The 22,975-nt window shown below is 64.1% G+C and carries 15 protein-coding genes; 3 read left to right on the top strand and 12 right to left on the bottom strand.

The annotated features are described in order from the left end of the window. Positions 1-9: 9 nt before the first annotated feature. A complete protein-coding gene (locus Q0D52_RS07150; protein WP_294381339.1) occupies positions 10-3,654 on the bottom strand; it encodes a molybdopterin dinucleotide binding domain-containing protein in 3,645 nt (1,214 codons plus the stop codon). Between the two features lie 385 nt (positions 3,655-4,039). Here Q0D52_RS07150 and Q0D52_RS07145 point away from each other — a divergent pair, with 385 nt between their 5' ends. The 3 genes from Q0D52_RS07145 to Q0D52_RS07135 all read left to right on the top strand — a co-directional run bounded on the left by Q0D52_RS07145 (position 4,040) and on the right by Q0D52_RS07135 (position 8,215). Then, positions 4,040-4,861, top strand: a complete 822-nt coding sequence (locus Q0D52_RS07145) for a hypothetical protein (protein ID WP_294381338.1) — start codon at positions 4,040-4,042, stop codon at positions 4,859-4,861. Between the two features lie 165 nt (positions 4,862-5,026). After that, positions 5,027-6,991: a UvrD-helicase domain-containing protein gene (locus Q0D52_RS07140; protein ID WP_294381335.1), complete on the top strand. Its 1,965-nt coding sequence runs from the start codon at positions 5,027-5,029 to the stop codon at positions 6,989-6,991. A gap of 417 nt (positions 6,992-7,408) precedes the next feature. After that, positions 7,409-8,215, top strand: a complete 807-nt coding sequence (locus Q0D52_RS07135; RefSeq protein ID WP_294381333.1) for an amidohydrolase family protein — start codon at positions 7,409-7,411, stop codon at positions 8,213-8,215. Between the two features lie 61 nt (positions 8,216-8,276). Here Q0D52_RS07135 and Q0D52_RS07130 read toward each other — a convergent pair whose 3' ends face one another. The 11 genes from Q0D52_RS07130 to Q0D52_RS07080 all read right to left on the bottom strand — a co-directional run. Further along, a complete protein-coding gene (locus tag Q0D52_RS07130) occupies positions 8,277-9,599 on the bottom strand; it encodes a hemolysin family protein (protein ID WP_294381332.1) in 1,323 nt (440 codons plus the stop codon). A 180-nt stretch (positions 9,600-9,779) separates the two neighbouring features. Next, positions 9,780-9,971, bottom strand: coding sequence for a hypothetical protein (locus Q0D52_RS07125; RefSeq protein WP_294381330.1), 192 nt, complete (start codon positions 9,969-9,971; stop codon positions 9,780-9,782). Then, on the bottom strand, positions 9,968-10,546 hold the full coding sequence (locus tag Q0D52_RS07120; protein WP_294362000.1) for a xanthine phosphoribosyltransferase: 579 nt from the start codon (positions 10,544-10,546) through the stop codon (positions 9,968-9,970). The genes Q0D52_RS07125 and Q0D52_RS07120 overlap by 4 nt, the downstream gene beginning before the upstream one ends. A gap of 45 nt (positions 10,547-10,591) precedes the next feature. After that, the gene (locus tag Q0D52_RS07115; protein ID WP_294362001.1) at positions 10,592-12,112 is read right to left on the bottom strand and encodes a basic amino acid/polyamine antiporter; all 1,521 of its coding nucleotides are present in this window, start codon (positions 12,110-12,112) and stop codon (positions 10,592-10,594) included. A gap of 294 nt (positions 12,113-12,406) precedes the next feature. Continuing rightward, positions 12,407-15,256 carry an o-succinylbenzoate synthase gene (gene menC / locus Q0D52_RS07110; RefSeq protein WP_294381328.1) on the bottom strand — a complete coding sequence of 950 codons (2,850 nt, stop codon included), beginning with the start codon at positions 15,254-15,256 and terminating at the stop codon, positions 12,407-12,409. A gap of 42 nt (positions 15,257-15,298) precedes the next feature. Beyond that, a complete protein-coding gene (gene menB / locus Q0D52_RS07105; protein WP_294362003.1) occupies positions 15,299-16,138 on the bottom strand; it encodes a 1,4-dihydroxy-2-naphthoyl-CoA synthase in 840 nt (279 codons plus the stop codon). 173 nt (positions 16,139-16,311) lie between these two features. Then, positions 16,312-16,668 (bottom strand): Hpt domain-containing protein, encoded by a 357-nt coding sequence (locus Q0D52_RS07100; protein ID WP_294381326.1) that lies wholly within the window; start codon positions 16,666-16,668, stop codon positions 16,312-16,314. A 54-nt stretch (positions 16,669-16,722) separates the two neighbouring features. Next, positions 16,723-18,633, bottom strand: a complete 1,911-nt coding sequence (locus tag Q0D52_RS07095) for a diguanylate cyclase (protein WP_294381323.1) — start codon at positions 18,631-18,633, stop codon at positions 16,723-16,725. 236 nt (positions 18,634-18,869) lie between these two features. Next, on the bottom strand, positions 18,870-19,757 hold the full coding sequence (locus Q0D52_RS07090; RefSeq protein WP_294381322.1) for an alpha/beta fold hydrolase: 888 nt from the start codon (positions 19,755-19,757) through the stop codon (positions 18,870-18,872). A gap of 114 nt (positions 19,758-19,871) precedes the next feature. After that, entirely contained in the window at positions 19,872-21,854 is a 1,983-nt protein-coding gene (gene menD, locus Q0D52_RS07085) for a 2-succinyl-5-enolpyruvyl-6-hydroxy-3-cyclohexene-1-carboxylic-acid synthase (RefSeq protein WP_294381319.1), read from the bottom strand. Continuing rightward, positions 21,851-22,975, bottom strand: a 1,125-nt coding sequence (locus tag Q0D52_RS07080; protein WP_294381316.1) for an isochorismate synthase MenF, incomplete at its 5' end; no start/stop codon positions are given. The genes Q0D52_RS07080 and menD, both read right to left, overlap by 4 nt.

The following is a 22,975-nucleotide window of genomic DNA, read 5'->3' as shown; positions in this document are numbered from 1 at the left end:
CTCCTTTCCTTATTTGTAAGAGCCGAGTTTGTCGCTCAGCTGGCCTTTATTGCTGTACTGGCCAAGGGCATCGCTTCCGCGCTCGCCCTTGGGCAGCTTGCCGGTGACCAGAGCCTCCGGGGATTGGATGGACGGCTGGCAGCCCTTCGCATCCATGTTGGCGAACGTCAGCTCCACCTTGGCGTCGGCCAAGCGCGGGTCGTTGGACAGCCATTCCTTCAGACGCGGGTCGTTGGCGTTCGTGATGGCGGGGTTGCCCTTCGGATCGCACGGCACCGGGTTCTTGAACGGGGAGTTCTCCGGCGTGGCCTTGTAGATCAGCGCAGGGATGCCGCGCAGCTGCGAGGCGCCGCACACCCAGCACTGGGCGTACTTGTCCATGCAGCAGTTGATGCCGACCAGCTCGAAGCCGTGGCTTGCGGTGTCCATCTCGGGGTACCACCAGGCGTGGTTCGCGTTGATGGTGCCTTCCTTGATGCCGTAGTACAGGTCGGCAACCTCGCGGACAGCGCCCCACGGAGTGCGGATCCAGACCCAATCGCCCTGCTCGATGTTCATGCGAGCAGCGTCCTTCGGGTTGATCTCAACACGCGGGGACGGCCACAACTCGCGGCACCACGGCAGCTGACGATGCTCGGAGTGGAAGTACACAGGCTGGCGGGAACCAGTGGTCATGATGAACGCGTGGTCGTCGCCGTACTTCTGCAGGTTCTCCTTGTACTCTTCCATCAAATGATCGCCCTTGTAGTTGTCATTGATGTAGGAGTCGCTCGTCTTGATCTGGTCGGCCTGGTCCTTGTGGTAGTAGCGCGGAGCTTCCACCTTGGAGTTCTTCGGCTCGAACCAGTGCGGGAACTTGTCGATATCCGGGATCTTGCCGTCGTAGGCGGCGCGGTCCGGGCTGCAGGTTTCCGCGAAGGTCTTCGTGCTGTCGGGGATGTACGTCTCGGCGATGGTGGACCAGATCTCGACCTTGGCGGTCGGGGTCATGAACGCGCACTTCTCGTCGACGGCGGCGTACAGGTTGTAACCACCCTGCTGACGACGGTAGCCCATCTCCCAGCGGCGATACGTGCCCCAACGCTCGGGATGCCACTTGCGGCAGTCGAACCAGCCTTCCTTCTGGAACTTCGCAGCGTACTGCGGGAAGTCGGGGCCGTCCGGGAACTCTTCGGTCTTCCACCAGTCGGTGGCGTCCTTGAGCACGCGGTACTCCTGCTCTTCGTACGTGACGTTGCCGCCCATTTGCACGAAGTTGTTGTAGTCCAGGTTATTCCACTCGTCGTACTCGGGGTCGCGGTTGTTCCACACCACGCCCATGGCCTTGTACAGGCAGATAACGGCAACCGGGTCGTAGATGCAGTCGCCCATAGGCTCGACAGCACGCTGACCAGCACCGAACAGACCGCCGGCGCCCTGGGACACGCGGCCGGTGTTGACCTCGAGCCAGTGCAGGACGGGGATGACGATGTCGGCGCAGCCGTTGTTCGGGCAGCTCCACAGGTTGAAGTCCAGCCAGAAGTCCAGGCGAGTCAGTGCTTCCCAAGCCTCAAGCAGGTTGGACTCGTTCATGAAGTCGCCGGACATGCACACGCCGCCGTGAATCTGGTACGGGGTGTCGATGCCGTTGATGGAGTCCCAAATGGTTGCGGAGTCAGCCCAGCGGTTCCAGTAGCGCAGCAGCGGGAAGCGCTCAGCGGAAATCTGCTTCTCGTTGCTCTGGAACGAGGTCTTCAGACCAGGCCAGGAACGCGAGCTCTTATACGCGCCGCCCTTGCGCTCTGCAATCCAGTGCGCCTCGTCGTGCGTGGGCACATGGTTGCCGTAGCGCTCGGCCAGCGGGGACTTCTCGTCGATGAGGTACTGCACAAAGTTCTGGATCAGCGGGATCTGGTCCTCGATGGACAGGTCGCGCGGGGTGTTGCCCAGCTCCATGGTGCCAATACCGTCGCGGATGCCCCAGTCGCGCGGCTCGTGGTCGGTGACCAGCATGTTCGCGCGGCCGCAGCAGCCGTCGACCTCGGCCTTGGAAGAACCGCGGTTGCCGGCGGGCTCGTCGGAGTTGCCGGTGATGCAGGCGATGATCTGCAGGGCGCGGGAGTTCTGCACCGCGTGGCCCGTTTGGTCGGGAGCCAGCTGATAGTGGATGCCGCCGTTGCCATGCAGCGGGTTCAGGCGCGTGGTATAGATCTTCACGGCCTCGACAACCTTCTCAGCCGGAACCTCGGTCACGCTCTCGCAGTACTCGGGCGTGTACTCGGAAAGGCTGTCGGAGAAAGCTTCCCAAACGGTGCCGGCCTTGATGGTGGTGCCGTTCTTCAGCTTGATGTCAACGCCGCCGGGGAACAGCGCGGGGTTCTTCGGCAGACCCATGGGGTTGGACTTCTTGCCGCCCTCGTTGCCCTCGTTCCAGTACGCGTCGTACGTGGGGTCGGCCGGGTCGGCGAAGTGCGACGGGTCGGGCAGCCACGCGTCGGCGATGATGGGCTTGTAGGGGTGCTCGATCCACGTACCGGTGGTCGGGATCTTGTGCTTCTCGCCCTCCCACTGGCAGGCCTCGGCGTCCCAGTAGGTCGGCTTGTTGTTGTTCTCATCCCAGCAGATGAAGCGGCGGTAGCTGTACTGCTCCGGCGCCGGCTCCCACCACTGGCTGATCCATTCGCGGTCAACGTCGGCCTCGGTCAGGATACGGGACTCCATGTCGATGCCGCCGTTCATCTCCTGGAACCAGCCCTTCTTCGTGCGGCCGTCCTTCTCAGGATTCCACAGGAACGGGGCGTTGGTCCAACGGCGAACGAACAGATCGTCGTAAGCTTCGTTGTCCAGAATCCACTTGAGCCACGTCAGCGACAAGCACAGGTCGGTACCAACACGCAGCGGCAGCCACAGGTCGGCTTCCTTTCCCAGCGGCGTCATGCGCGGGTCAACCAATATATGCTTGTAAGCGCGCTGGCTGCAGTCTACAACGGTACGGTTCGTGGAGTCGTAGTTGGAATACTCAGCTGCGGTGCCCCACTGCACGTACACGAGCGGACCCTGCTCGACTTCCATCCAGGGCGAACCGATTTCGTCGGTCAGGATACCGGCGAAGTGGCGCGGGCCCTTGCAGATCTCGTACGCCAGGTGGGCGTTCGGGGTCGGGAAGATGGACTTCAGGGTGCCGTACGGGGGCTGCGCCCACACGCGGGACGTGCCGCCCATGGCGAAGTTGGCTTCGCCGCCGTACTTGGAGACGATCTCGTTGAACTTGGCGCCAGCCTCGTCAAAGGCATCGGCCAGGGAAATGCGGACCCAACCGGGATCGTCCTCGCCCTTGGGTTTCGTGCGCTTCAAGCAGTAGCGCAAACGATCGGGATGGTACAGTGCGAGCATCGACGATTGAGACTTCGCGCAGCAGTGGCCGCGGCTGTGAGCGTTGGATTCGTCGCCCTCAACCTTGATCACCTTGTTGTCCTGGACGGTAACCCACGTACCGCACTCAACTTTACCGCAAGCGCGGCAGCAAGAACGGATGCGCTTCACTTCACCGGCCGTCGGATCAGCACCCTCGGCCAGAGCCGCGGACGGCGCTGCTGCGAACCCCACGGTTGCGGCAGCACCCGCCATAGCGGACGCCTTCAGGAAGCTGCGGCGAGTCAAAGAAAGTTTCGCCATATGCCCCTCCTCTCCTTTTCTGATTCGTTTCTCCTTCGTCTCCCGCATTGGGAACGCGGCGCCGTGCCGGCACCCTGCCTCCGCCTGCAAGGGGGAAGGGAGGGAGGAGGTGGCGGCCGGGCCGGATGCGGCTACGGCGCGGCGTTCCCAATGCGATGATCCGATGGTACGGCGGTGCGCCGGACGGGAATCATAAGGGTGGGATTGTATGAGCGCGCGCATATCATCCTTGCGGGATGATTTTGCGCTGAACAGGGCATTTATACTTTGCTTAGCGAAGAGGACACAGGCGGATGACCTGGGGCGGGCCCGATTCTGGTAGCCCGCCGGGCATTCGCCGAACGAAGAGTTAGGGGTACAGGACATGGCAAAACCAAGGCCTTCGATGACGCTGATATTGGACCTGGACGAGCGCGTGGATTCCGAGGATCTGCGCCTGGAGATCGGCCGCAGCTACGCCTACGTGGGGTCGACGCTGGTGCGCACGCACGCCGCCGCAGGCGAGGGCGCCCCGGTGGAGAACACCATGCGCATGCTGGTGAAGCTGGGCACGCGCCAGTACCTGGCGGCGGGCGAAGAAGGCTCCGATGAGCTGTGGAACGACGTGATGCGCGATTGGTTCCGCAACCAGTTCCGCAAGCTTGGCAACCAGGCGCTCATCTACAACAAGCGCCAGAAGGAGATGGAGGACGGAAGCGAGCTTGCGTTCACGTGGCTTGAGGTGGACCTGCAGAACGGCACACTGCCCGTGCGCCTGCATATGGACGACGTGAGCGGCATCGCCGAGGACGCCGCCGACATGCTCTCGCTCGTGCGCGACGCCTACAATGAGGGCAAGCTGGGCGATGCCGGCTCGATCGCCCGCGTGAGCATGCCCTCCGACGACGATTGGGCCGCGCAGGTGGAAGCCGGCGCCGCCGCGTTCGCCGAGCGCAAGGCCGCCGAGGAGGCTGCCGCCGCCGAGGCCGAGGCAGCTGCCGAGGCCGAGCGCGCCGCCGCCGAGGAGGCCGCGGCCGAGGCGTTCCTGGAGTCGCCCGAGCTGGTGGAGGCCGACGCGCGCGCCGCTGCGGGCGAAGGCGCCGTCGACGGCGGCGGCATGGAGCCGCCGGAGCTTGTGTTCGAACTTGATGAGCCTACGTTCACGCCGACGTACCGCACGTGGACCGTGGAGTATACTGACGGCACGAGCAAGGTGTTCGAGGCCTAAAGGCCTTTTGCGGGGCCCGCGAGCGCGCCCCGACGCCGAACCGCCGCGCTCCCCTGAAGGCGCCGCATGCGCGGCAACGCCTTCGCCACCTTTTGAAAACCGCCCCGCCGCGTGCTACGCGCAGGCGACGGGGCCCCAAATAGCCGCTACCGAAGGGAGTTTCACATGATAGATACCATCGCCGCATTCGATGGGCGCCTCGCCAAGGTCGAGGGCGCCGAGCGCAGCGGCAAGACGCAGGCGCTCGTGGCGCGCTGCGCGCACCTTATCCAGAACGGGGAAGCTCCCGCATCCATCTTGGTAGCGGTCACTAACAACTTCGCCGCGCAGGCCTTCCGCAAGCGTCTGCGCCGCGCCCTTCCCGCAAACCTCGTCGGCGCCGCCCTGTCGGTGCGCGTGAGCACCGCACTCGACGCCGCCGTGTCGGTGCTCGACGAGCCCGCCGCCCGCGAGGCCACCGGCCGCGTGCCGCGCATCCTGAACAGCGCGGAGTACAACTTCTTCCTGGAGGATTTGAAGACCATCGGCGAGCATCCGCGCAAGCTGCGCAGCATGCTGGGCTTCCTGGACCGCAAGATGGCCGGCTACGAGCCGCGCGAGGAATGGAACGCCGGCACCGCCGCGGACAATCTGCTCGCCTACGCCACGCGCATCCTGAAGCTGCGCGGCGCCATGCTGGCTGGCGAGGTCCCCATGCTGGCCGCCGACTTCCTGAAAAGCGATGCCGGCGAGGGTGCTCGCGGCAGCTTCGCCTATGTGCTGGCCGATGACTTCCAGAACTTCTCCCACGCCGAGCAGACGGTGCTGTGCCTGCTGGCCGACAAACAGATCATGGTGACGGGCAACCCCAACCAGATGATGTCCAAGCGCGGCAACCACCCCTACGTAGAGGGATTCCTGAAGTTCGAGGCCGTGCGCCGCGACGTGGAGGTGTTCCACCTGCAGGGCGCGTTCGGAAACCCGCAGGTCATCGCGCTGGCCGATGCGCTGTGCACCGAGGGCGACATGGATAGCGCCTATATCGCCGGCACCGTCACGCCCATCGAGCGCGCCGCCGGGGCCGAAGGCCTGCCGCAGGGCGTGCAGTCCATCAAGTGGAACACGCCCGAGGACGAGCTCAACGGCCTGACGAAGTACCTGCGCAAGCTGATGGACGGCCAGGAAGACGCGCGCGAGGCCCTCACCTGCGTCGTCGTCCCCAACCGCCGCTGGGCCGTCATGGTGGAGAAGATGCTGCGCCGCCGCGGCTTCAACGTGTCCGCCGCCGGCGCTGCCGGCACGCTTGCGGGCGACCCGCGCGACTCCACGCGCTCCCGCGCGCTTGTGGCGTACACGAAGCTGGCCCTGCTGGCCGACCCCACCGACACGATCGCCTGGCGCAGCTGGTGCGGCTTCGACAACGCGCTGACGAACTCCGACGCCTGGATGGGCCTGCAGGACTTCGCCGAGGCCGAGGGTCTCACGCTCTACCAGGCGCTTCAGCAGATCGGCAACGCCGGTTTCGGCGCGAAAGAGCCGTTCCTGCGCGCCCGCACGCTGGCCGAGAAATGGCGCTCCGGCCAGGACTTCCTTGAGAAGAACGCCACGCGCCGCGGCTTCGGCCTTATGAAGGCTATCGGCGCCGAGGGCATCAGCGAGTTCGAGGCCGTCGCCGCCGACATGGTGGGCGACGAGACGGCGAAGACCCTGCTCGAGCTCGAGCAGGCCGCCATCTCCGACCCAGTGTGGACCGAGGACCCGCACGTCGTGCACATCTGCCTGCCGCAGAACCTGTGCGGCACCGAGTACGACAACATGTTCGTGGTCGGCTGCATCGATGGCTTCTTCCCGCAGCGCAACGCCTTCGAGGTGATCAGCACCGACGGCGAGCGCAACCGCATCATGGACTCCGAGCGCCGCGACTTCATGGGCGGCGTGGCGAAGGCCAAGCACCTGCTGGTGCTGTCGCACTTCAGCAAGGCCGAGCTGGAGCTGGCCGAGCGCACGAAGATGCAGGTGGTGCGCGTGAAGAGCGAGAACGGCAAGCGCATGGCCATCGTGCGCCCGTCCTGCTTCCTGGGCGAGGCCGGCGACGCCGCCCCCACCACCATGGGCGGCCAGGCGCTTCTGGCGGAGTACGGCCTGAACTAGGCCGCAATCGGATATGAGCGGGTTCGCGTGGATCGCAACCCGCAAGCGCGGGGGGCGCGGCACCAGCCGCGCCCCCTGCGCGCGTTTCGAGGCTGCACCTTCCAAACTTCTGGGCGGTTTTGCAGGCGATTTCGAGGTAATTTGGTTTTCAGCATGATTGTGACCTGGGGTTTTACCTTCGGCGAAGCAAAACAGCCCCTTCAAACCGCCCAGAAGTCCGGGAGGGACGGGCAAATCCGACCCTTTTTTCTGCAAAACCGCCCAGAAGATCTACTCGTATGACAGCGTCCGCATGATGCGCAGCAGACCGGTAGCCAAAGCATGATTGCGATACCGGCAGATTTCCCGAAATGCCCGGCGAACCCACCTGCGCGCTGCCGTACAATCGGGGAAACTGTCGAAACAAGGAGTTGCAATATGGCCATTATCGATGCGCATGCGCATATCTACCCCGACAAGATCGCCTCGAAGGCCGTTGATGCCGTTGGCGACTTCTATAGCGTGGACATGTTCGGCGACGGCACGGCCGATGGCTTGCTTTCGGCGAAGGACCGCGCACCCATCACGCACTTCCTCGTGCATTCGGTGGCAACCACCCCGCACGCCGTCACCGCCATCAACGACTTCATCGCGCAGCAATGCCAAGAGCACCCCGAGTTCATCGGCTTCGCCACCATGCAGCAGGACTTCGAGGACCCGGCAGCCGAGCTGCAGCGCGCCGTTGAGCTGGGCCTGCACGGCGTGAAGCTCCATCCCGACACGCAAAAGGTGAACATGGACGACCCGAAGCTCATGGAGGTGTATGCCATCTGCGAGCAGCTGGGGCTTCCCGTGGTCATCCATACGGGCGACTACCGCTACGACTACTCGCACCCGCGCCGCCTGGTGAACATCCTGCGCACGTTTCCCGATCTGGTGGTTGACGCCGCGCACTTCGGCTGCTGGTCGCGTTTCGATGTGGGCTATGACATCCTGCACGAGGTTGCCATGAACGACCGCGTGTTCCTCGACGAGTCCAGCTCGCAGTTCTTCCTGGGACAGCGCCGCACGGTGGAGCTCGCGCGCATGTGGGGCACCGACCGCATCATGTTCGGCAGCGATTTCCCCATGTGGGACCCCGCCGAGGAGTTCCATACGCTCGCCACCGCCGGCTTCACCGGCGACGAGCTGGAGAACATCTTGTGGCACAACGCCGAGCGTTTCTCCGGCGTGAAGGTCGAGTAGCAGCGCCCGAACTCGCGAACGCACAGCAAAACGAAGGCCTCCCGGTTGGGAGGCCTTCGCGCTATTCGTCTACTTCTTGCTTGGGCTTCGGGGTGAGCACCAGCTTCACGCGGTCGATGCGATGGCGGTCCATGCGCACCACCGTCAGCTTCGCCGTGACCTCCTTGCCCTCGAGCGTCAGGCTTTCGCCCTCGGAGGGGATGCGGTCGAGCACGTCCATGATCAGGCCACCGAGCGTCTCGCAGTCCTCGGCGTCCTCGGGCACGAAGCCGATGAGCTCCACGAAGTCGCCCACGGCCATGCCGCCGTCGATCATCATGGTGTCGTCGGTGAGCTTCTTCACCAACTCGCTGTCGGCGTGGCGGTACTCGTCGTCGACGTGACCCACGATCTGCTCCATGATGTCGGTCATGGTGACGATGCCCGCCGTGCCGCCGTGCTCGTCGACCACCACAGCGATCTTCGTGGCGCCTTCCTGCAGAACCTGCAGCAGCTTCGCCACAGGGATGCTCTCGGGCACCGCCTCGATGGTGCGCACGGGCAGGTCATCGATGGTGGAGCCCTTCTGCATCAGGTACAGGTCCTTCACATGCACGAAGCCCACGATGCGGTCCTTGGTCTCGCGGCACACGGGGTAGCGCGTGTACTTGTAGCGCGTGACCAGCGCCATGTTCTCCTCCAGGGAGTCCTCAAGGTCGATGCACACCAAGTCGGTTCGCGGGGTCATGATGGCCTCGGCGTCCTTATCGCCCAAGTCGAAGATGTTGTCCACGAACTCGTTCTGCTCGGGGTCGATCAGGCCGCTTTCCGTGGACTCGTCGATGAGCAGCTTGATCTCGTCGCCCGTGTACACCTCGCGCTCGTTGGCCGGGTCATGGCCCGTCAGACGCACCACGCCGTTGGTGATGCCGTTGAACAGGATCATGACGGGATAGGTGACCCTATAGAACGCCATGAGCGGGCCGGCCGTGAACAGCGCGTAGCGCTCGGTGGCGAAAATAGCGAACGACTTGGGGATGAGCTCGCCCACCACGACGTGCAGCGTGGTCATGACGAAGTAGCCGATGGCCACGGCCACCACGCTGATCAGCGCCTCGGGCAGGTGCAGCATCTCGAACAGCGGGCGGATGAGCGCGGAGAACGCGGGCTCGCCCAACCAGCCCAATGCCAGCGACGCCAACGTGATGCCCAGCTGACAGGCGGACAGGTACTGGTTGACGTTCTCGGCAATGTGCATGGCGCTTTTCGCACCCTTCTTGCCTTGCTCGACGGCCAGCTCGAGCTGGGACTTTCGAACGCGCACCAAAGCGAATTCGGCGATAACGAAAAACGCGTTCATAGCCAGGAACAAAACGACAAGAATCAGGCTTAAGCCTATGTGCATAAAAGCGGGTCTCCTTATGTTGGGTGCATATCAAAGAAGCGGGCACTTGGCCCGCCTCCCAGCCCTCCGGCGCGCCGGAGGCTTGCTAATCACGTAGCTCTTCTATTGTGGCATGCGAACACGCATACACGGGGTTCCTTTACGCTATATCCAAAAGTTAGGCCGCGTTTTACGGAACCGTTACTTTTCGGAGCCGTCCTGCGGTTCTGGGGAAGCCGCGACCTTGACCTCCATATCCCGGGGCAGCACCAGGTTCGCCACGAACATGGCCAGGATATGCTGGATGCCGTACGGCACGGAACGGACGAACGGGACATCGCCGTCAAGCTTGAGCAGCTCGTCGTGGTCGAAGGGCTTCATGCGCATGTTCATCGACGGAATTCGATCTCACCGGTTTCGGGGTTCATGGACTGCACGATGGCCAGCGACTCCAAATGGTAGCCGCGACGGCGCAGGTCGTCGCCGCCGGGCTGGAAGCCCTTCTCCACGGCGATGCCGATGCCCTCGACCGTGGCGCCCGCTTCCTCGACCAGGTCGATAAGGCCGTTCAGGGCGCAGCCGTTGGCCAGGAAGTCGTCGATGAGCAGCACGTGGTCGTCGGCGCTCAGGAACTTCTTCGACACGATGACGTCGTAGATGCGCTGATGCGTGAACGACTGGATCTTGGTGGAGTACACGTCGCCGTCAAGGTTGATGGACTGGCTTTTCTTCGCGAACACCACCGGCACGTCGAAATGCTGCGCCACCACGGCGGCGATGCCGATGCCCGACGCCTCGATGGTGAGGATCTTGTTGATGGGCGCGTCGGCGAACAGGCGCTTGAGCTCCTTGCCCATCTCGTTGAACAGGTTGATGTCCATCTGGTGGTTCAGAAAGCCGTCAACCTTCAGAACGCCTTCCGACTTCACCACACCGTCGCGCCTGATGCGCTCTTCAAGCAGTTCCACTGTCTTGTCCCTCTTCCGATTCCGATCTATATCATGCGGCTTGCGTTAAATGGAAACCGTTCCCGTGACCAGCAGGCCGATCGACACGATGGCCGCGATGATGATGACCCCGGCCACCACGCGATCGCGGGTGTTGTCCAAGAACGGTTGGCTACGCTCCTTCTTACCCTTGATATATACCAAGATGCCAGGAGCATACAGGATGGACATGAGCGTAACGCCGACGGCGCCGCTTGCCCACGCAAGGAACACGCTATAGATGACGCCGAGGATGGCGAACACGCGCCAAACGGGCACGGGAACGCCCAGCTTGCCTTTGAAGGAGCCGGCCTCGGTGAAGGCGACCTTCGCGAAATACGCCGCCGAAAGCAGGTACGGCAGCAAGATCATGCCGGCGGACAGCGCATAGAAGAACTGGTACGTGCTGTCCGAGAACAGCATGATGACGAGGAACGCCTCGATGACCAGGTTCGTGACGACCAGCGTGACGATGGGCGCGCCCTTCTTGTTCACGCGGGCGAACGCCTTCACGAAGCCGCCCTGGGCTGCCGCCTCGTAGGGGCACTCGGCGGAGAGCACGGTGTAGCCGAGCATGGCGCCCACCAGGGACAGCACCACGCCGCCGTTGATGAGCGTGGCGCCCCACGGGCCCACGGCGCGCTCCATGACGCCGGCAAGCGCCGGGTTGGAAAGCTCGGACAGCTCGGACAGCGGCATGACGCCCATGGACAGGGTGGAGACCAGCAGGTAGATGGTGAGCACGCAGACGAAGGCGATGACGGTGGCCTTGCCGACGTCGCTATCCTTCTTGGCGCGGCCGGAGATGGCCACGGCGCCCTCGATGCCGAGGAACACCCAGATGGTGACCATCATGGTGCCGCTGACCTGCTCGAAGAACGTCATACCTTCCATCGAGCCGTGCGCCATGTTCTCCATGAAGATGTTCACATCGAACTTCTGGAAGAAGATGATGGCGGTGAGCGCGACGAAGATGGGGACGAACTTGCTGATGGTGATGATCAGGTTGACGCCCGCAGCCTCCTTCACGCCGCGGCTGACCAGAAACGCGTAGAACCAGATGATGCAGCTGGCCACGATGACGGACGGCAAGTTGTTGCCCGCGCCGAAGACGGGGAAGAAGTAGGATAAGGCGCCGCACAGGAGCGCGGAGAAGCTGACGGTGCACAGGATGGCCGATATCCAGTAGCCCCAAGCGCTGTTGAAGCCCAAAAAGTCGCCGAAGCCGGCGGCCGCATAGCTGTAGATGCCACCCTTGAGCTGGGGCTTAAGGCGCGACAACGCGAAAAACGTCATAACCAGGCACAGCACGCCCACCGCCGAGATGCCCCAAGCCGTGAGGATGGCGGCGCCGCTGGCGCCATGGGCGGCCTGGTCGCCGGACAGCGTGAACACTCCGGCGCCGAGGATCAGCGTGATGACCGACGCTACTAGACGGAAGATGCCCAGCTTGCCGTGATGTTCCATATCATGCAGCGCGCCGGACCCGGTTGCCACCGTGCCGGAAGCGGCCATAGAAGCGCCTGCCGCTTCGTTAGCGTTGTTCATCAAACCCTCCTCATCGGAAAAAACAGTCCGTTTCACTATACCCCACACATGGCTTTGTAAAGGATTCGTATGGGATATTTTCCGATGCAAATGAATAATGCCTCGGGTGTATGCGCGGTTTTGCGTGATGCGATTCACACGACGGGACGGAGCGCGAAGCCGGGCGGCATCACGGAAGCCGCGCACGTCAAAGCGGCAGCTTATACGGAAGGCGATGCCGGACGCCGGAATCGCGGCAACCCGAGAACGCGATGCCGCCTCGAGCCGCTATAGCGCCGCCGGGAGCGGCGCAGGTTATTCGTAGGTTTGCTGGTCGATGAGCACGCGCGACAAGGCGGACCGATCGAGCGCGCAGCCCAGACCATGCTCGTGACCTCGACGTTCGAGCGTGACCGTCCCGCGCTCCACCGTGTAGGGCGGATCGGTGACATCGACGTCAAAATAGCGCGAGGTGGCGCCGACGTCGCCCGCGTCGATCACGCCGGGCAGCATCTGGAACGCGGAATGGACGCGCCGCGAGATGCCGGTATCGTACATGCCGCCCATCCACACGCTCATGCCGCGCGCGTTCGCCATGCGGACGAACTGCAGCGCAGGCTGGATGCCGCCGAATTTCCCGATCTTGAGCGCAAAGCACTTCAACTCCTGGTGCTTGAGCGCCTTCGCCAGATCGCTTGCGGTGAAGATGGATTCGTCCAGGCACACCGGCGTTTGGATGCGGCGCTGCAGCTGGGCCAGGCGCGCGAACAGGTCGTGCGGGCCGTTTGCCGGCGCGCGCCGCGGGTCGAGGGGCTCCTCGATCCAGGCGATGCCCAGCGCATCGAACCCGCGCAGCACGTCGAGGTCCCGCTCGGTGAAGCTTTGGTTCGCGTCAAGCGATATGACCAAGTCGGGGAACGCCTCGCGCACCGCTTGCACGCAAAACGGCGCAGTGCCCGGCGTCACCTTCAGCTTCACGCGCGTGTATCCATCGTCCACGCAACGCTGCACGGCCGCCAGCGTGTCGGAAACCGAGCCTACGGGCACTGCGGCGCCCGCCGACGTTGAGGCGGGCCGGCCGTCTTCGGGCGCCTGCCCGCCGATGAGCCGCCACAGCGGCTGGCCGACGATCTTGCCGTACAGGTCCCACAGCGCCGGCTCGATGGCCCCGCGCGCCATGGGCAGCGCATCGGCGCCCGGGCACGCCGCCAGCAGGCCATCGGCCTCGGAGGGGTGCAGGAACACGGTGTTCAGCACCAAGGGTATGAGCTGCTCCTGCAGGATGCGAAGGTCCTGATCGAGCGTTTCGGGAAGATACCAGTCGGTGGGGAAGGCAGCGCACTCGCCCAAGCCCGTGCGCCCGGCATGGTCCACCACTTCCACCAGCAGCGATTCGCGGAACGACAGCGTCCCCTTCGCCGTGGCGAAGGGTTTGCGGAACGGCAGGCGGATACGGTACAGGTTCACGCGCTTGACCTCGATGCGCTGGTCGTAAAGGCTGCGCAAGGCCGAGCGATCCACCTTGCCGATGCCCGTGCGCGGGAAGCTGTCCAGCACGAACAGGTGCTTCGGCTGGTACACGCGCGACAGCTGGGAGGCCACGCTGCGCGCCGCCTCTTGGGCGAACATGCGGTCGGAAACGGTGCGGCCGCGCTTTCCAGCGACGCCTGACACGATGGGTGCGGGCATGGACTTGCTCGGGTCGAAGGCCGCGTCGCGCTCGATGAAGCCGACGGGGCGGCGACCCCACTTCTCGTCGGGCGCGCCGAAGATGTACGCGTCGGCCACGCCGGGCACGCGCAGCAGCTTCTCGCGGATCTCGGCGGGGTAGACGTTCTCCCCGCCCGAGACGAACATGTCGTCGGTGCGCTCCTTCACGTACAGCTTGCCATCGGGCGCGATGGCCGCCGTGTCGCCGGTGAGGAAGAACCCGTCGGCCGTATAGGCGGCGCGCGCGTTCAGATAGCCGGAGAACAGCCCGGGGCCTCGCACGGCAAGACGGCCGAACCCGTCGGGCCCGGCGTCCACGATGCGGGCCTCGTAGCCGGAAAGCAGCTGCATGCCGCCCGTGAAACCGGGCGTCACCAGGGAGTTCGCGATATTGCTTGACGTCTCGGTCATGCCGTAGCTGGCGTATACGCGGGCGCGGGCGGCCAAAGCGCTGCCGAGCGTTTGCGCGTTCAGCGGGCCGCCGCCCAGCAGGATGCACACGTAGCGGCGCAGCTGATCGGCGTTCGGCGCCGCCAGCATGTCCTGCAGCATCTTGTCGACCACCGAGATGTGGGTGGCTCCGCGACGGGCGGCATCGGCCAGCACGCGGCGGGCATCGAAGCGCTCGTAGAGGATGAACGGGTTCGCGTTCAGGAAGCTGCGCACCACCATTTGCAGGCCGCCCACATGGTACAGGGGAAGCGCCGCCTGCCACAGCCCTTCGCCGCGGCGATTGAGCGCAGCGTTCGAGACCGCCGCCGAATTGCATAGGTTGTCCCAGGTCAGGGGCACGGCCTTCGAGCGGCCGGTGGTGCCGGACGTGAACATGACCACCGCCACGGCGCCATGGTCGAACACGTGCGCGCCGCGTTCGGCGAAATGGATGACGCTTTCCACCGCGTCCTGCCGGGCGACGTCCTCGCGACGGCGCGCCGCCGCCTGGCGCCCGTGGCCCGCGCGGCCGAGCGCGCGGGTGGTGCGGGCCTCGGCCGTGGCGATGTTGGTGCGCGCCGCGAAGGCCGTGCGCTGCGCATGGCCGCGACCGTGCGCAGCCGTCTCGGCGGTGCCGGTGGCCTCGTCGGCCACGGTTTGGAGCAGGCGACCCGCATTCGCCGTATCGACGGTGTAGGCGACGGTCATGGCGCGGGAGCGCTGCAGGTCGAGCAGTCGCGCCTGCTTCTCGGCATCGGTCAGACGCGTGTTCATGGTGACGAGCGAGAACCCGCCATAGGCTGCCGCAAGCAGCATGATGACGAAGGCCGGGTTGTTCGGCAAATCGACCACCACGGCATCGCCCGGCTCGACGCCCCTTCGACGCAACAGGCTGGCCAGACCCGCCGCCATCATGCGGGCTTCCCTATATGAGAACGCTTCCACGTTCCCTTCCTTGTCGACAAACGTGAAGCACGTGCGCTGCGGGTTCTGCCGCACCATGCCTTCGAATACGCCGATCATGAGGGTTCTGCGCCTACCTTTGCCTTGAACTGCTGAAACGACTTACGGGAACTTCGGGTACTTGGAGAAATCGGGCTTGCGCTTCTCTTTGAACGCGTCGCGGCCCTCCATCGCCTCGGCGGTGGTGTAGTACAGCAGCGTTGCGTCGCCGGCGAACTGCTGCAGGCCGGCCAGGCCGTCGGTGGCGGCGTTGAAGGACGCCTTCATGAAGCGCAGCGCCGTGGGGCTGAACTGCAGCATCTCGCGCGCCCACTGCACCGTTTCCTCTTCAAGCTGCTCGAAGGGCACCACCTTGTTGACCATGCCCATGTCGAGTGCCTCCTGAGCCGTGTACTGACGGCACAGGTACCAGATCTCGCGCGCCTTCTTCTGGCCGACCATGGCCGCCAGATAGCCCGCACCGTAACCGGCGTCGAAGCTGCCCACCTTCGGGCCCGTCTGGCCGAACTTCGCCGTTTCCGCGGCGATGGACAGGTCGCACAGGATGTGCAGCACGTGGCCGCCGCCGATGGCGTAGCCGTTGACCATGGCGATGACGGGCTTGGGCACCACGCGGATCAGGCGCTGCAGGTCGAGCACATTCAGGCGGGGGATGTTGTCCTCGCCGACGTAGCCGCCGTTGCCGCGGACCTTCTGGTCGCCGCCGCTGCAGAACGCCTCGTCCTCATGACGGCCGCCATGGTTGGCGCCCGTGAGGATGATGACGCCGACGGAGGCGTCGTCGCGCGCCACGGAGAACGCGTCGTACATCTCGTTCACCGTGAGAGGCGTGAAGGCGTTGCGCCTGGAAGGGCGGTTGATGGTGATCTTCGCGATGCCCTCGTACGTTTCATAGACGATCTCGCGGTACTGCTTTCCAGGTTGCCACTGGATGTCGCTCATGTGATTCCTTCCGCTGCTACGCGAAAACGCAAGGGTTTGCGCGAAGTTTTACGTGTACGTAACAATGGTAACGAATTCGCCCGACATAAGCACGCTCCGCACGATATCAGCATCGTACGGAGCATCTGGGCCGGTTCTTCGTTCGGTGCGCAGCCAAGCGGCGCACCTGTCTGCTATAGGGCTGCGCGCAGGGCCTGCGCGGTCTTACCGTATTCGGCCTCTACGGGAACGAGCAGCTCCTTGGCCCGCGTAAGATCGGCGGGGTTGGCGCGCAGCTCCTCGGTCAGCGCGTTCGACGGCTCGTACAGGCCGGTGAAGCCCATGTTCTGTGCGATGCCCTTCAGCGTATGGGAGGCAAGGAACGCAGCGTTCACGTCATCGTTTCGCAGCGCCTCGCCCAGCTGCTCGAAGCTGCCGTCCTCCAAGAACTTCTCGGAGAAGCGCACGACGAGCTCCTCGCTGGTGAAGCGACGCAGCACATCGTCGAAATCTGCTCCTATCTGGTTATACGCGTTCTCAATCGCACTCATGGCCTACCTAGCCTTTCCTTACCGGCGTGTTGTTATCATCATTCGCATTCCGTGTCATTCACTGAAATAGGGGGGGGGTGGACCTTGCTCGTCCTTCTCGGCGACGATGCGGTCCTGCAGATCGATAAGGCAATCGATCAGCAGCGGATTGAACGCGCCGCAATCCCCGTTCAAGATCATGTGCATGGCCTTCTCATGCGAGAACGCCTTTTTGTACACGCGGTCGCTGGTAAGGGCGTCGTATACGTCCACCAGCGAGACGACCTGCGCCGAAATGGGGATGGCCTCGCCCTTCAGCCCGTCGGGGTATCCGCCGCCGTCGTAGCGCTCGTGATGCCAACGGCAGATATCGCGCGCCGCGCGCACCAGGGCGCTGTCGCGGTACTGCACCATGCCCTCCAGCATGTCGGCGCCGATGGTGGTGTGGGTCTTCATGATCTCGAACTCCTCGGGCGTCAACCGGCCCGGCTTGTTCAAGATGTTATCGGGAATGGACAATTTCCCCAGGTCATGCAGCGTTGAAGCGGCGGCGATGGTGGCACGCTCGCTTGAGCTGATGTGATAGCGATCCGTCTTGCGCATCAGATGCTCCAGCATCATCTCGGTGAGTTTGCGCACATGCTGCACGTGCGGCCCGCTTTCGCCGTTGCGCAGTTCCATGGCGCCGCCCATGATGTCGACGAGCATGCGGCTTTCGCGTTCGCGCTCGTAGAACTGTTGCGCGAGCATGCTGGAAAGACGCCGCTGCTTGGTGTACAGGCGCATGATGTTGCTGACGCGTTGGCGCACGATGCGCGAATCGAAGGGGCGGCTGATGTAGTCGGAAGCGCCCAGCTCATAGGCGCGCAGCACCGAGTCGTCGGAATCCTCGCTGGACATCATGATGACGGGGATGTCGTCGATCCAGCCGTTGCGCGACATGAGGGAAAGCACGTCGAAGCCGTCGGCGCCGGGCATGACGATGTCGAGCAGCACGATGGAGATGCCGCTTCCATGCTGCTCCAAACACGCGATGCCCGCTTCGCCGCAATCCGCTTCGATGATCTCGTACTGTTCTTTGAGCATCTCGCTCAAGATGGCGCGGTTCATCTCGGAATCGTCCACCACCAGCAGCAACGGTTTATGGAACTCGTAAGGATCGAGGTCGTCGGAATCGGTGATGACGAGGTTCTTGCGGCCCTTCGCCTTGTACATGAGGCCGTCGGCCTGGCGTACCGCCTCCTCGACGGTGCGCCCCTCGGACAGCACGCCGCCGATGCTGACGGTGAGGTTGAGGCGTTCATACCCGGGAACGGGCGTTTCGGCCAGCTTATCGCCCATGTCGTGCAGCTTGCGCGCGAACACATCGGCGGAGATACCGGGGATGACCAGCACGAACTCGTCGCCGCCGTAGCGCACGAGCATATCGCTGGACCGGATGCAGCCTCTGAGCACGCTCACGGCCGTTTTGATGGCGACGTCGCCCGCGTGGTGGCCCAGCGTGTCGTTGACCAGCTTGAAATCGTCCAGGTCCAAAACCGCCACGCCGGCGAACATGTGCTGGTTGCGCAGGTTGTCCTCGTAGAAACGCCGGTTGTAAGCACCCGACAAAGCATCGTGATAGAGCAGCTCTTCGGAGAGCATGCTGCCGGCGATCTCATCGATGGGTTGAGCGCACATAAGGACGCCCGACTTGCCGTCGACGTTCACATGCTGCGCCGACGCGCGGTAGACCAGATCGCCCATGAGAACCCTGTCGGTTCGGGAGCCCCCGTTGCGTAGGATATCCTTGCACACCCCGCGCATGCAGACGCACGAGCTGCCGTACAGAAGGCAGGAATCTTCTTTCTCGATGTCCTCCTCATCGAGAAAGCGCACAACAGGGTAGGTCCCGAGCAAGCGACCGATTTCCGCGTCCAGTTCGCCCCGTGACATATCGGGTAGCTGATCTTGGTGCTCGATACCTTGCTTTTTGTCGTCGTCCATAGCCGGTGAGCCTCTGTTTCGAGATGATTCGGATATGCGGGAACGCTGGTTTCCAGCGAGAGTATTGTAGCAAAGCCGCACCACGTCAACCGCTTGATCGGGCAATGCACGGGAACATGGTGCGGGATGCAGCGAACGAAACGGGGCGCTTGCCGCAAGCGTTTCGGAAGACGTTCGCGGCAAGCGCCCATGATGCGGTTGGGAGGGGCCCTCCCGATTAGGCCGCTGACCCCTTGCTAGCGCGTCGCCACGCTGTGCACGCAGGCGGCGAAAACATCCGGGGCTTCCAGATGGACGTTATGCCCCACCTTCGGCGCGATGCGCGTTCTGATGATCCCATCCTCGTGCAAGCCCCTCGCAAGCTTGCTGTACTTCACGTCCTTCTCGCCGGCCAGGTACAGGGCGGGGTAGCCGCGCAGGCCAAGGTCGCGCAGCGCCGCCGTGGTCTCGCGATACGAGGGCATGCGATGCTGCCCGGCGCACTCCACGCATTTCGCCAACGCCTCGGAATCGTTGGCAAGCCTGTTGGCGCGCACCGCGGCGCGGACCTTCTTCGGCAGCGCCTTCTGCGATGCGAACAGCGGCAGGTTCTCCCAATAGGTCATGAAGTCCTTGAGCGGCATCTCGCGCAGGCGCCGCGCCGTATCGGCATCGCGCTCGATTGCCTCATCGCGTTCCGCCTGCGTTTTCGGCCCCATGCCCACGCTTTCCAGCAGCAAACCGCTCGTTTGCTTGGCGAAAGCGGCGGGGCCTGCCTCGAGCAGCGCAGAAAGCGCAACGCGCCCGCCCATGGAATAGCCAACCACCAGGGGTTTTCCCGGAATCAGCTTGATAAGGGCAAGCAGCGCCTCGCCCATGGAGATCAAGCTGTACGGCGCGGGGTGGAACGGGACCGCCGACCCTCCGTGGCCGACAAGGTCGATGCCGTACACGTCGCGCTCAAGGAAGATGATGCGGCTTGCAGGGAACCAGGACAGCGCGTTTTGCGCGAATCCATGAACGAACAGCACCAGAGAGCGGCGGCGGCCGCGGGCGGGATCTTCCTCCTTCATATACAGGTAACGATATCGGACTCCGTCAACGTCGAAGCAGGCGGTTTCCGACTGCTCGTTCAGCATTTGCATAAGCGCCTCCTCGGTCCTATTGCGATTTCGTTGTTGTATGCGTTGCGTACAACACAGCATGCTCGCAAGGTCAGGGTACGAAGCCTTGCCTTACGATGAAGGTGCGCTGGGCGTCTACCAATAACCGGCGTAACGCTCGCGCAGGCCTTGCAGCGGCACGGGCACCTCGATGAAGCTGATGCCCGGCACGTCCAGCGATCCACGATATGCCCGGTCGAACTCGGCCAGCGTGGCCGTTTTGCTGTAGGGCACGCCGAATGCGGCGACAGCAGCTTGGAAGTCCACGTCCTGAGGCGTGAGGAACAGGCGCTCGAAATACGCTTCCTGCGACTTCTGCGGCAGCATGTCGAATATGGCACCGCCGTTGTTGTTCAGCAACACAATGGTAATGCCCTGGACGCCAGCGTTTGTTTCGCGGGTATCGCACTCGGCATCCTGCTCCGGTGTGCGGTTTGCGCCGCTCGCGATGCCGGACAGCTGCCGCTGCATGCGCAGTTCGCGCTGCAGCGCCAAGGCGTTCAGGTCGTGCTGCATGGTCAGGTCGCCGGTGATCAGCGTGGTCCGACCGAAGTAACGCGAGGCGCCGATGGCCGTGGAAACCGTGCCGTCGATGCCGTTCAGACCCCGGTTCGCCAGCACGGTGAGCTGCTTGCCGCCCTTCAGGTAGAAGGTGTCCACGGCGCGCACGCTCATGGAGTTTGCCGCGAACAGGCACGAGCCTTCGGGGGCAAGCTCCAGTACGCGGCGAACGTAAGCGCCCTCGAAGCCGTCGGCGCCGGATTCTTCGCCGGCATCCACCGCAGCGATGCGTTTCGCGGCGGCTTCCTCCACCCGCTGCCATGCGTTGGCGAACGACAGGTCGTTGGCGTCCGCGGCCGCAGGACCGTCCTCCGTGCGCAGCGCGCGCTCCATGCTTTGCGCGAAATCGGCGGGCTTCATGCGGACGAACACCGTGGTAGCGGCGTTGGTGTCGCGCGTTTCCAGGGGATCGACCACAACCTGCAGCACGCCGGCATCCTCGCGTGCACGAGCCCACTGCGTCGCGCGCTTCGACACGGGATATCTACCGAAGCGCACGATGACCTGCGGGTTCAGGCTGTCGTCGGGCGAAATGCCGCCAGGCTGGAACACGCTGTCGTAGTTGCCGATCACCAGCGGGTCGTCGAGGGAACGCAGTCCCGAGAGCGGGTCGGCGAGCACAGGGATGGCGAATGCGCGCGCGAAGGCCAGCACGCGCTGCGCCTCCTTATGCGTGGCGCAGGAGCCTTCGCCTGCCAGCAGCAACACGTTGTTGGCGAGCAGCTCGCGGGCAAGCTGCGCCGCCGCGGCACCTTCCATGCCTCCGAGCACCTGCGCAATGCCGACGGGAAGCAGCGGCTTGCGGGCGGGTTTTGCCCCGAGGGTTTCGCCAGCCGCAGCGGCCTCGGTGCAGGGAATGCCGGCATCGAACAGATCGGGCAGCGTCACGTCGGGCTTGAGCGGCTCGTCGAACGGGAAGTTCAGGTGCACCGGACCGCCGAAACAGGTTCCGGCAAGGCGCTGGGACACGTGGGTCGCCGCCGACGAAGGGTTTTGCGGGAGCTCGCACGAACCGAGCGCGGCGATGCACGCCTCGCGGGCGGCTTGGCGGGCGAAGCGCAGCGATCCTTCGTCATCTGCGGGCAAAGGCATACCGCGATAGGCGCGCACGTGCGTACCGTAAGCATGCGATTGGTCGCAGGTTTGCGGAGCGCCCAGCCCCTGCAACTGCGGCGGGCGATCTGCCGTCAGCACGATAAGGGGCACACGCGACGACTCCGCCTCAAGGATGGCTGGGTAATAGTTGGCTATGGCCGTGCCCGACGAGCACACCAGCGCCGCCGGACGGCCGGATGCCTTCGCCATGCCCAGCGCCAGGAAGGCAGCACCACGCTCATCAATGTCCACGTACGTGCTCATCCGCTGCGGAGCGCGGCAAGACAGCTCGTAGGCGGTCATGGACAGCGGGGTAGAGCGCGATCCGGGGCTGATCACCACGTTTTCCACGCCCCATTTCGCAAGCTCGTCGAAGAAGGCTCCCAGGAAGCGCGCGGTTGCACGCGGGTCGGCGACGGTCATCGAGCTTCTCCTTCCCCTGCGGTCGTGGTTTGCGGGCTGGTTTGCGCGGCAGGCGAGGAGGCGCCGGCTTCGCCGTCGAATGCCGAGAGCACGGTTTTCAGCTTCAGCGCGATCTCGTCGTATTCGTCCGCCGCACGGCTGCCGTCGACGATGCCGCATCCGGCGTACACGTAGCCGATCTCGCCGTCGAACACGCCGGTACGCAGCGCCACGCTGAACTCGCCGTCTCCCGCAGCATCCACGTAGCCGCAGGCGCCGGCGAAGAAACCGCGGTTATAGGCCTCGATCTGCCGGATGAGCATTTTCGCCTCGCCGACCGGCGTGCCCGAAACCGCGGGCGTGGGATGCAGATCGCCCATCATCGACCACAGGTCAACGCCTTCGAGCAGTTTTGCGTGCGCGGGCGTCATCAGATGCTGGATACGCGTCAACGGCATGATGGTCGGCTGCTTCGGGACATCGACCGCATAGCACGTGCGGCCCAGCACATCTCGGATGAAGCGCACGACGTAGTCATGCTCGGCGCGGTTCTTCGCGTCGTTCAGCAAACCTTGTGCAAGACGCTCGTTCTCAGCGGTATCGGGCGATGCCGGGCATGTTCCGGCCAAGCACATGCTTTCCAACTCGCAACCCGATTTCCGCACGAGCAGCTCGGGAGTGCAGCCACAGAAGAACACGTCGGCATATCGGTACAGCAGCACGGTTCCGTGCGCAGTGCCGTCGATCAGGTTCACCAGCAGGTCCTTCGAGGAGAACGGCTCATCGGCGCGCAACTTCAAGCGGCGGGAAAGCACCACCTTCTCCACGCGGCCTTCCTTGATGGCGTCAAGCCCGCTTCCCACCGCCTGTTCCCAGGCAGACCGCGAATCAAGCTCCAGCTGGTACGAAACGGTGCGTCGCGTGCGTCGCGGCGCCGTCAGGGCAAGGCGCGCGAAACGCTCGACGCGGCCGGCGTACACCGGGCCAAGAGAGTTCACCTGCAGAAATGCGCCGCGCTCGTTCTCAATGAGCACCACCTCGGGCAGCATGAAATGCAGATTGGGGAACGACTGGAACAGCTCATCGGCCGGCGCAGGGTTATGCGCGTCGAATCGGTTGAACGAGAAGAACACCGGCTGCTC

Source organism: uncultured Senegalimassilia sp. (genome assembly GCF_934630535.1).
Lineage (GTDB): Bacteria > Actinomycetota > Coriobacteriia > Coriobacteriales > Eggerthellaceae > Senegalimassilia.
This window is presented reverse-complemented; position numbering and strand designations above follow the sequence as displayed.

Coding starts and splice junctions, on each gene's coding strand:
- Q0D52_RS07090 (WP_294381322.1), bottom strand. CDS start 19,757: ATGCAAATGCTGAACGAGCAGTCGGAAACCGCCTGCTTCGACGTTGAC.
- menB (WP_294362003.1), bottom strand. CDS start 16,138: ATGAGCGACATCCAGTGGCAACCTGGAAAGCAGTACCGCGAGATCGTC.
- Q0D52_RS07145 (WP_294381338.1), top strand. CDS start 4,040: ATGACGCTGATATTGGACCTGGACGAGCGCGTGGATTCCGAGGATCTG.
- Q0D52_RS07150 (WP_294381339.1), bottom strand. CDS start 3,654: ATGGCGAAACTTTCTTTGACTCGCCGCAGCTTCCTGAAGGCGTCCGCT.
- menD (WP_294381319.1), bottom strand. CDS start 21,854: ATGACCGTCGCCGACCCGCGTGCAACCGCGCGCTTCCTGGGAGCCTTC.
- Q0D52_RS07140 (WP_294381335.1), top strand. CDS start 5,027: ATGATAGATACCATCGCCGCATTCGATGGGCGCCTCGCCAAGGTCGAG.
- Q0D52_RS07115 (WP_294362001.1), bottom strand. CDS start 12,112: ATGAACAACGCTAACGAAGCGGCAGGCGCTTCTATGGCCGCTTCCGGC.
- Q0D52_RS07135 (WP_294381333.1), top strand. CDS start 7,409: ATGGCCATTATCGATGCGCATGCGCATATCTACCCCGACAAGATCGCC.
- Q0D52_RS07095 (WP_294381323.1), bottom strand. CDS start 18,633: ATGGACGACGACAAAAAGCAAGGTATCGAGCACCAAGATCAGCTACCC.
- Q0D52_RS07130 (WP_294381332.1), bottom strand. CDS start 9,599: ATGCACATAGGCTTAAGCCTGATTCTTGTCGTTTTGTTCCTGGCTATG.
- Q0D52_RS07125 (WP_294381330.1), bottom strand. CDS start 9,971: ATGAACATGCGCATGAAGCCCTTCGACCACGACGAGCTGCTCAAGCTT.
- Q0D52_RS07100 (WP_294381326.1), bottom strand. CDS start 16,668: ATGAGTGCGATTGAGAACGCGTATAACCAGATAGGAGCAGATTTCGAC.
- menC (WP_294381328.1), bottom strand. CDS start 15,256: ATGATCGGCGTATTCGAAGGCATGGTGCGGCAGAACCCGCAGCGCACG.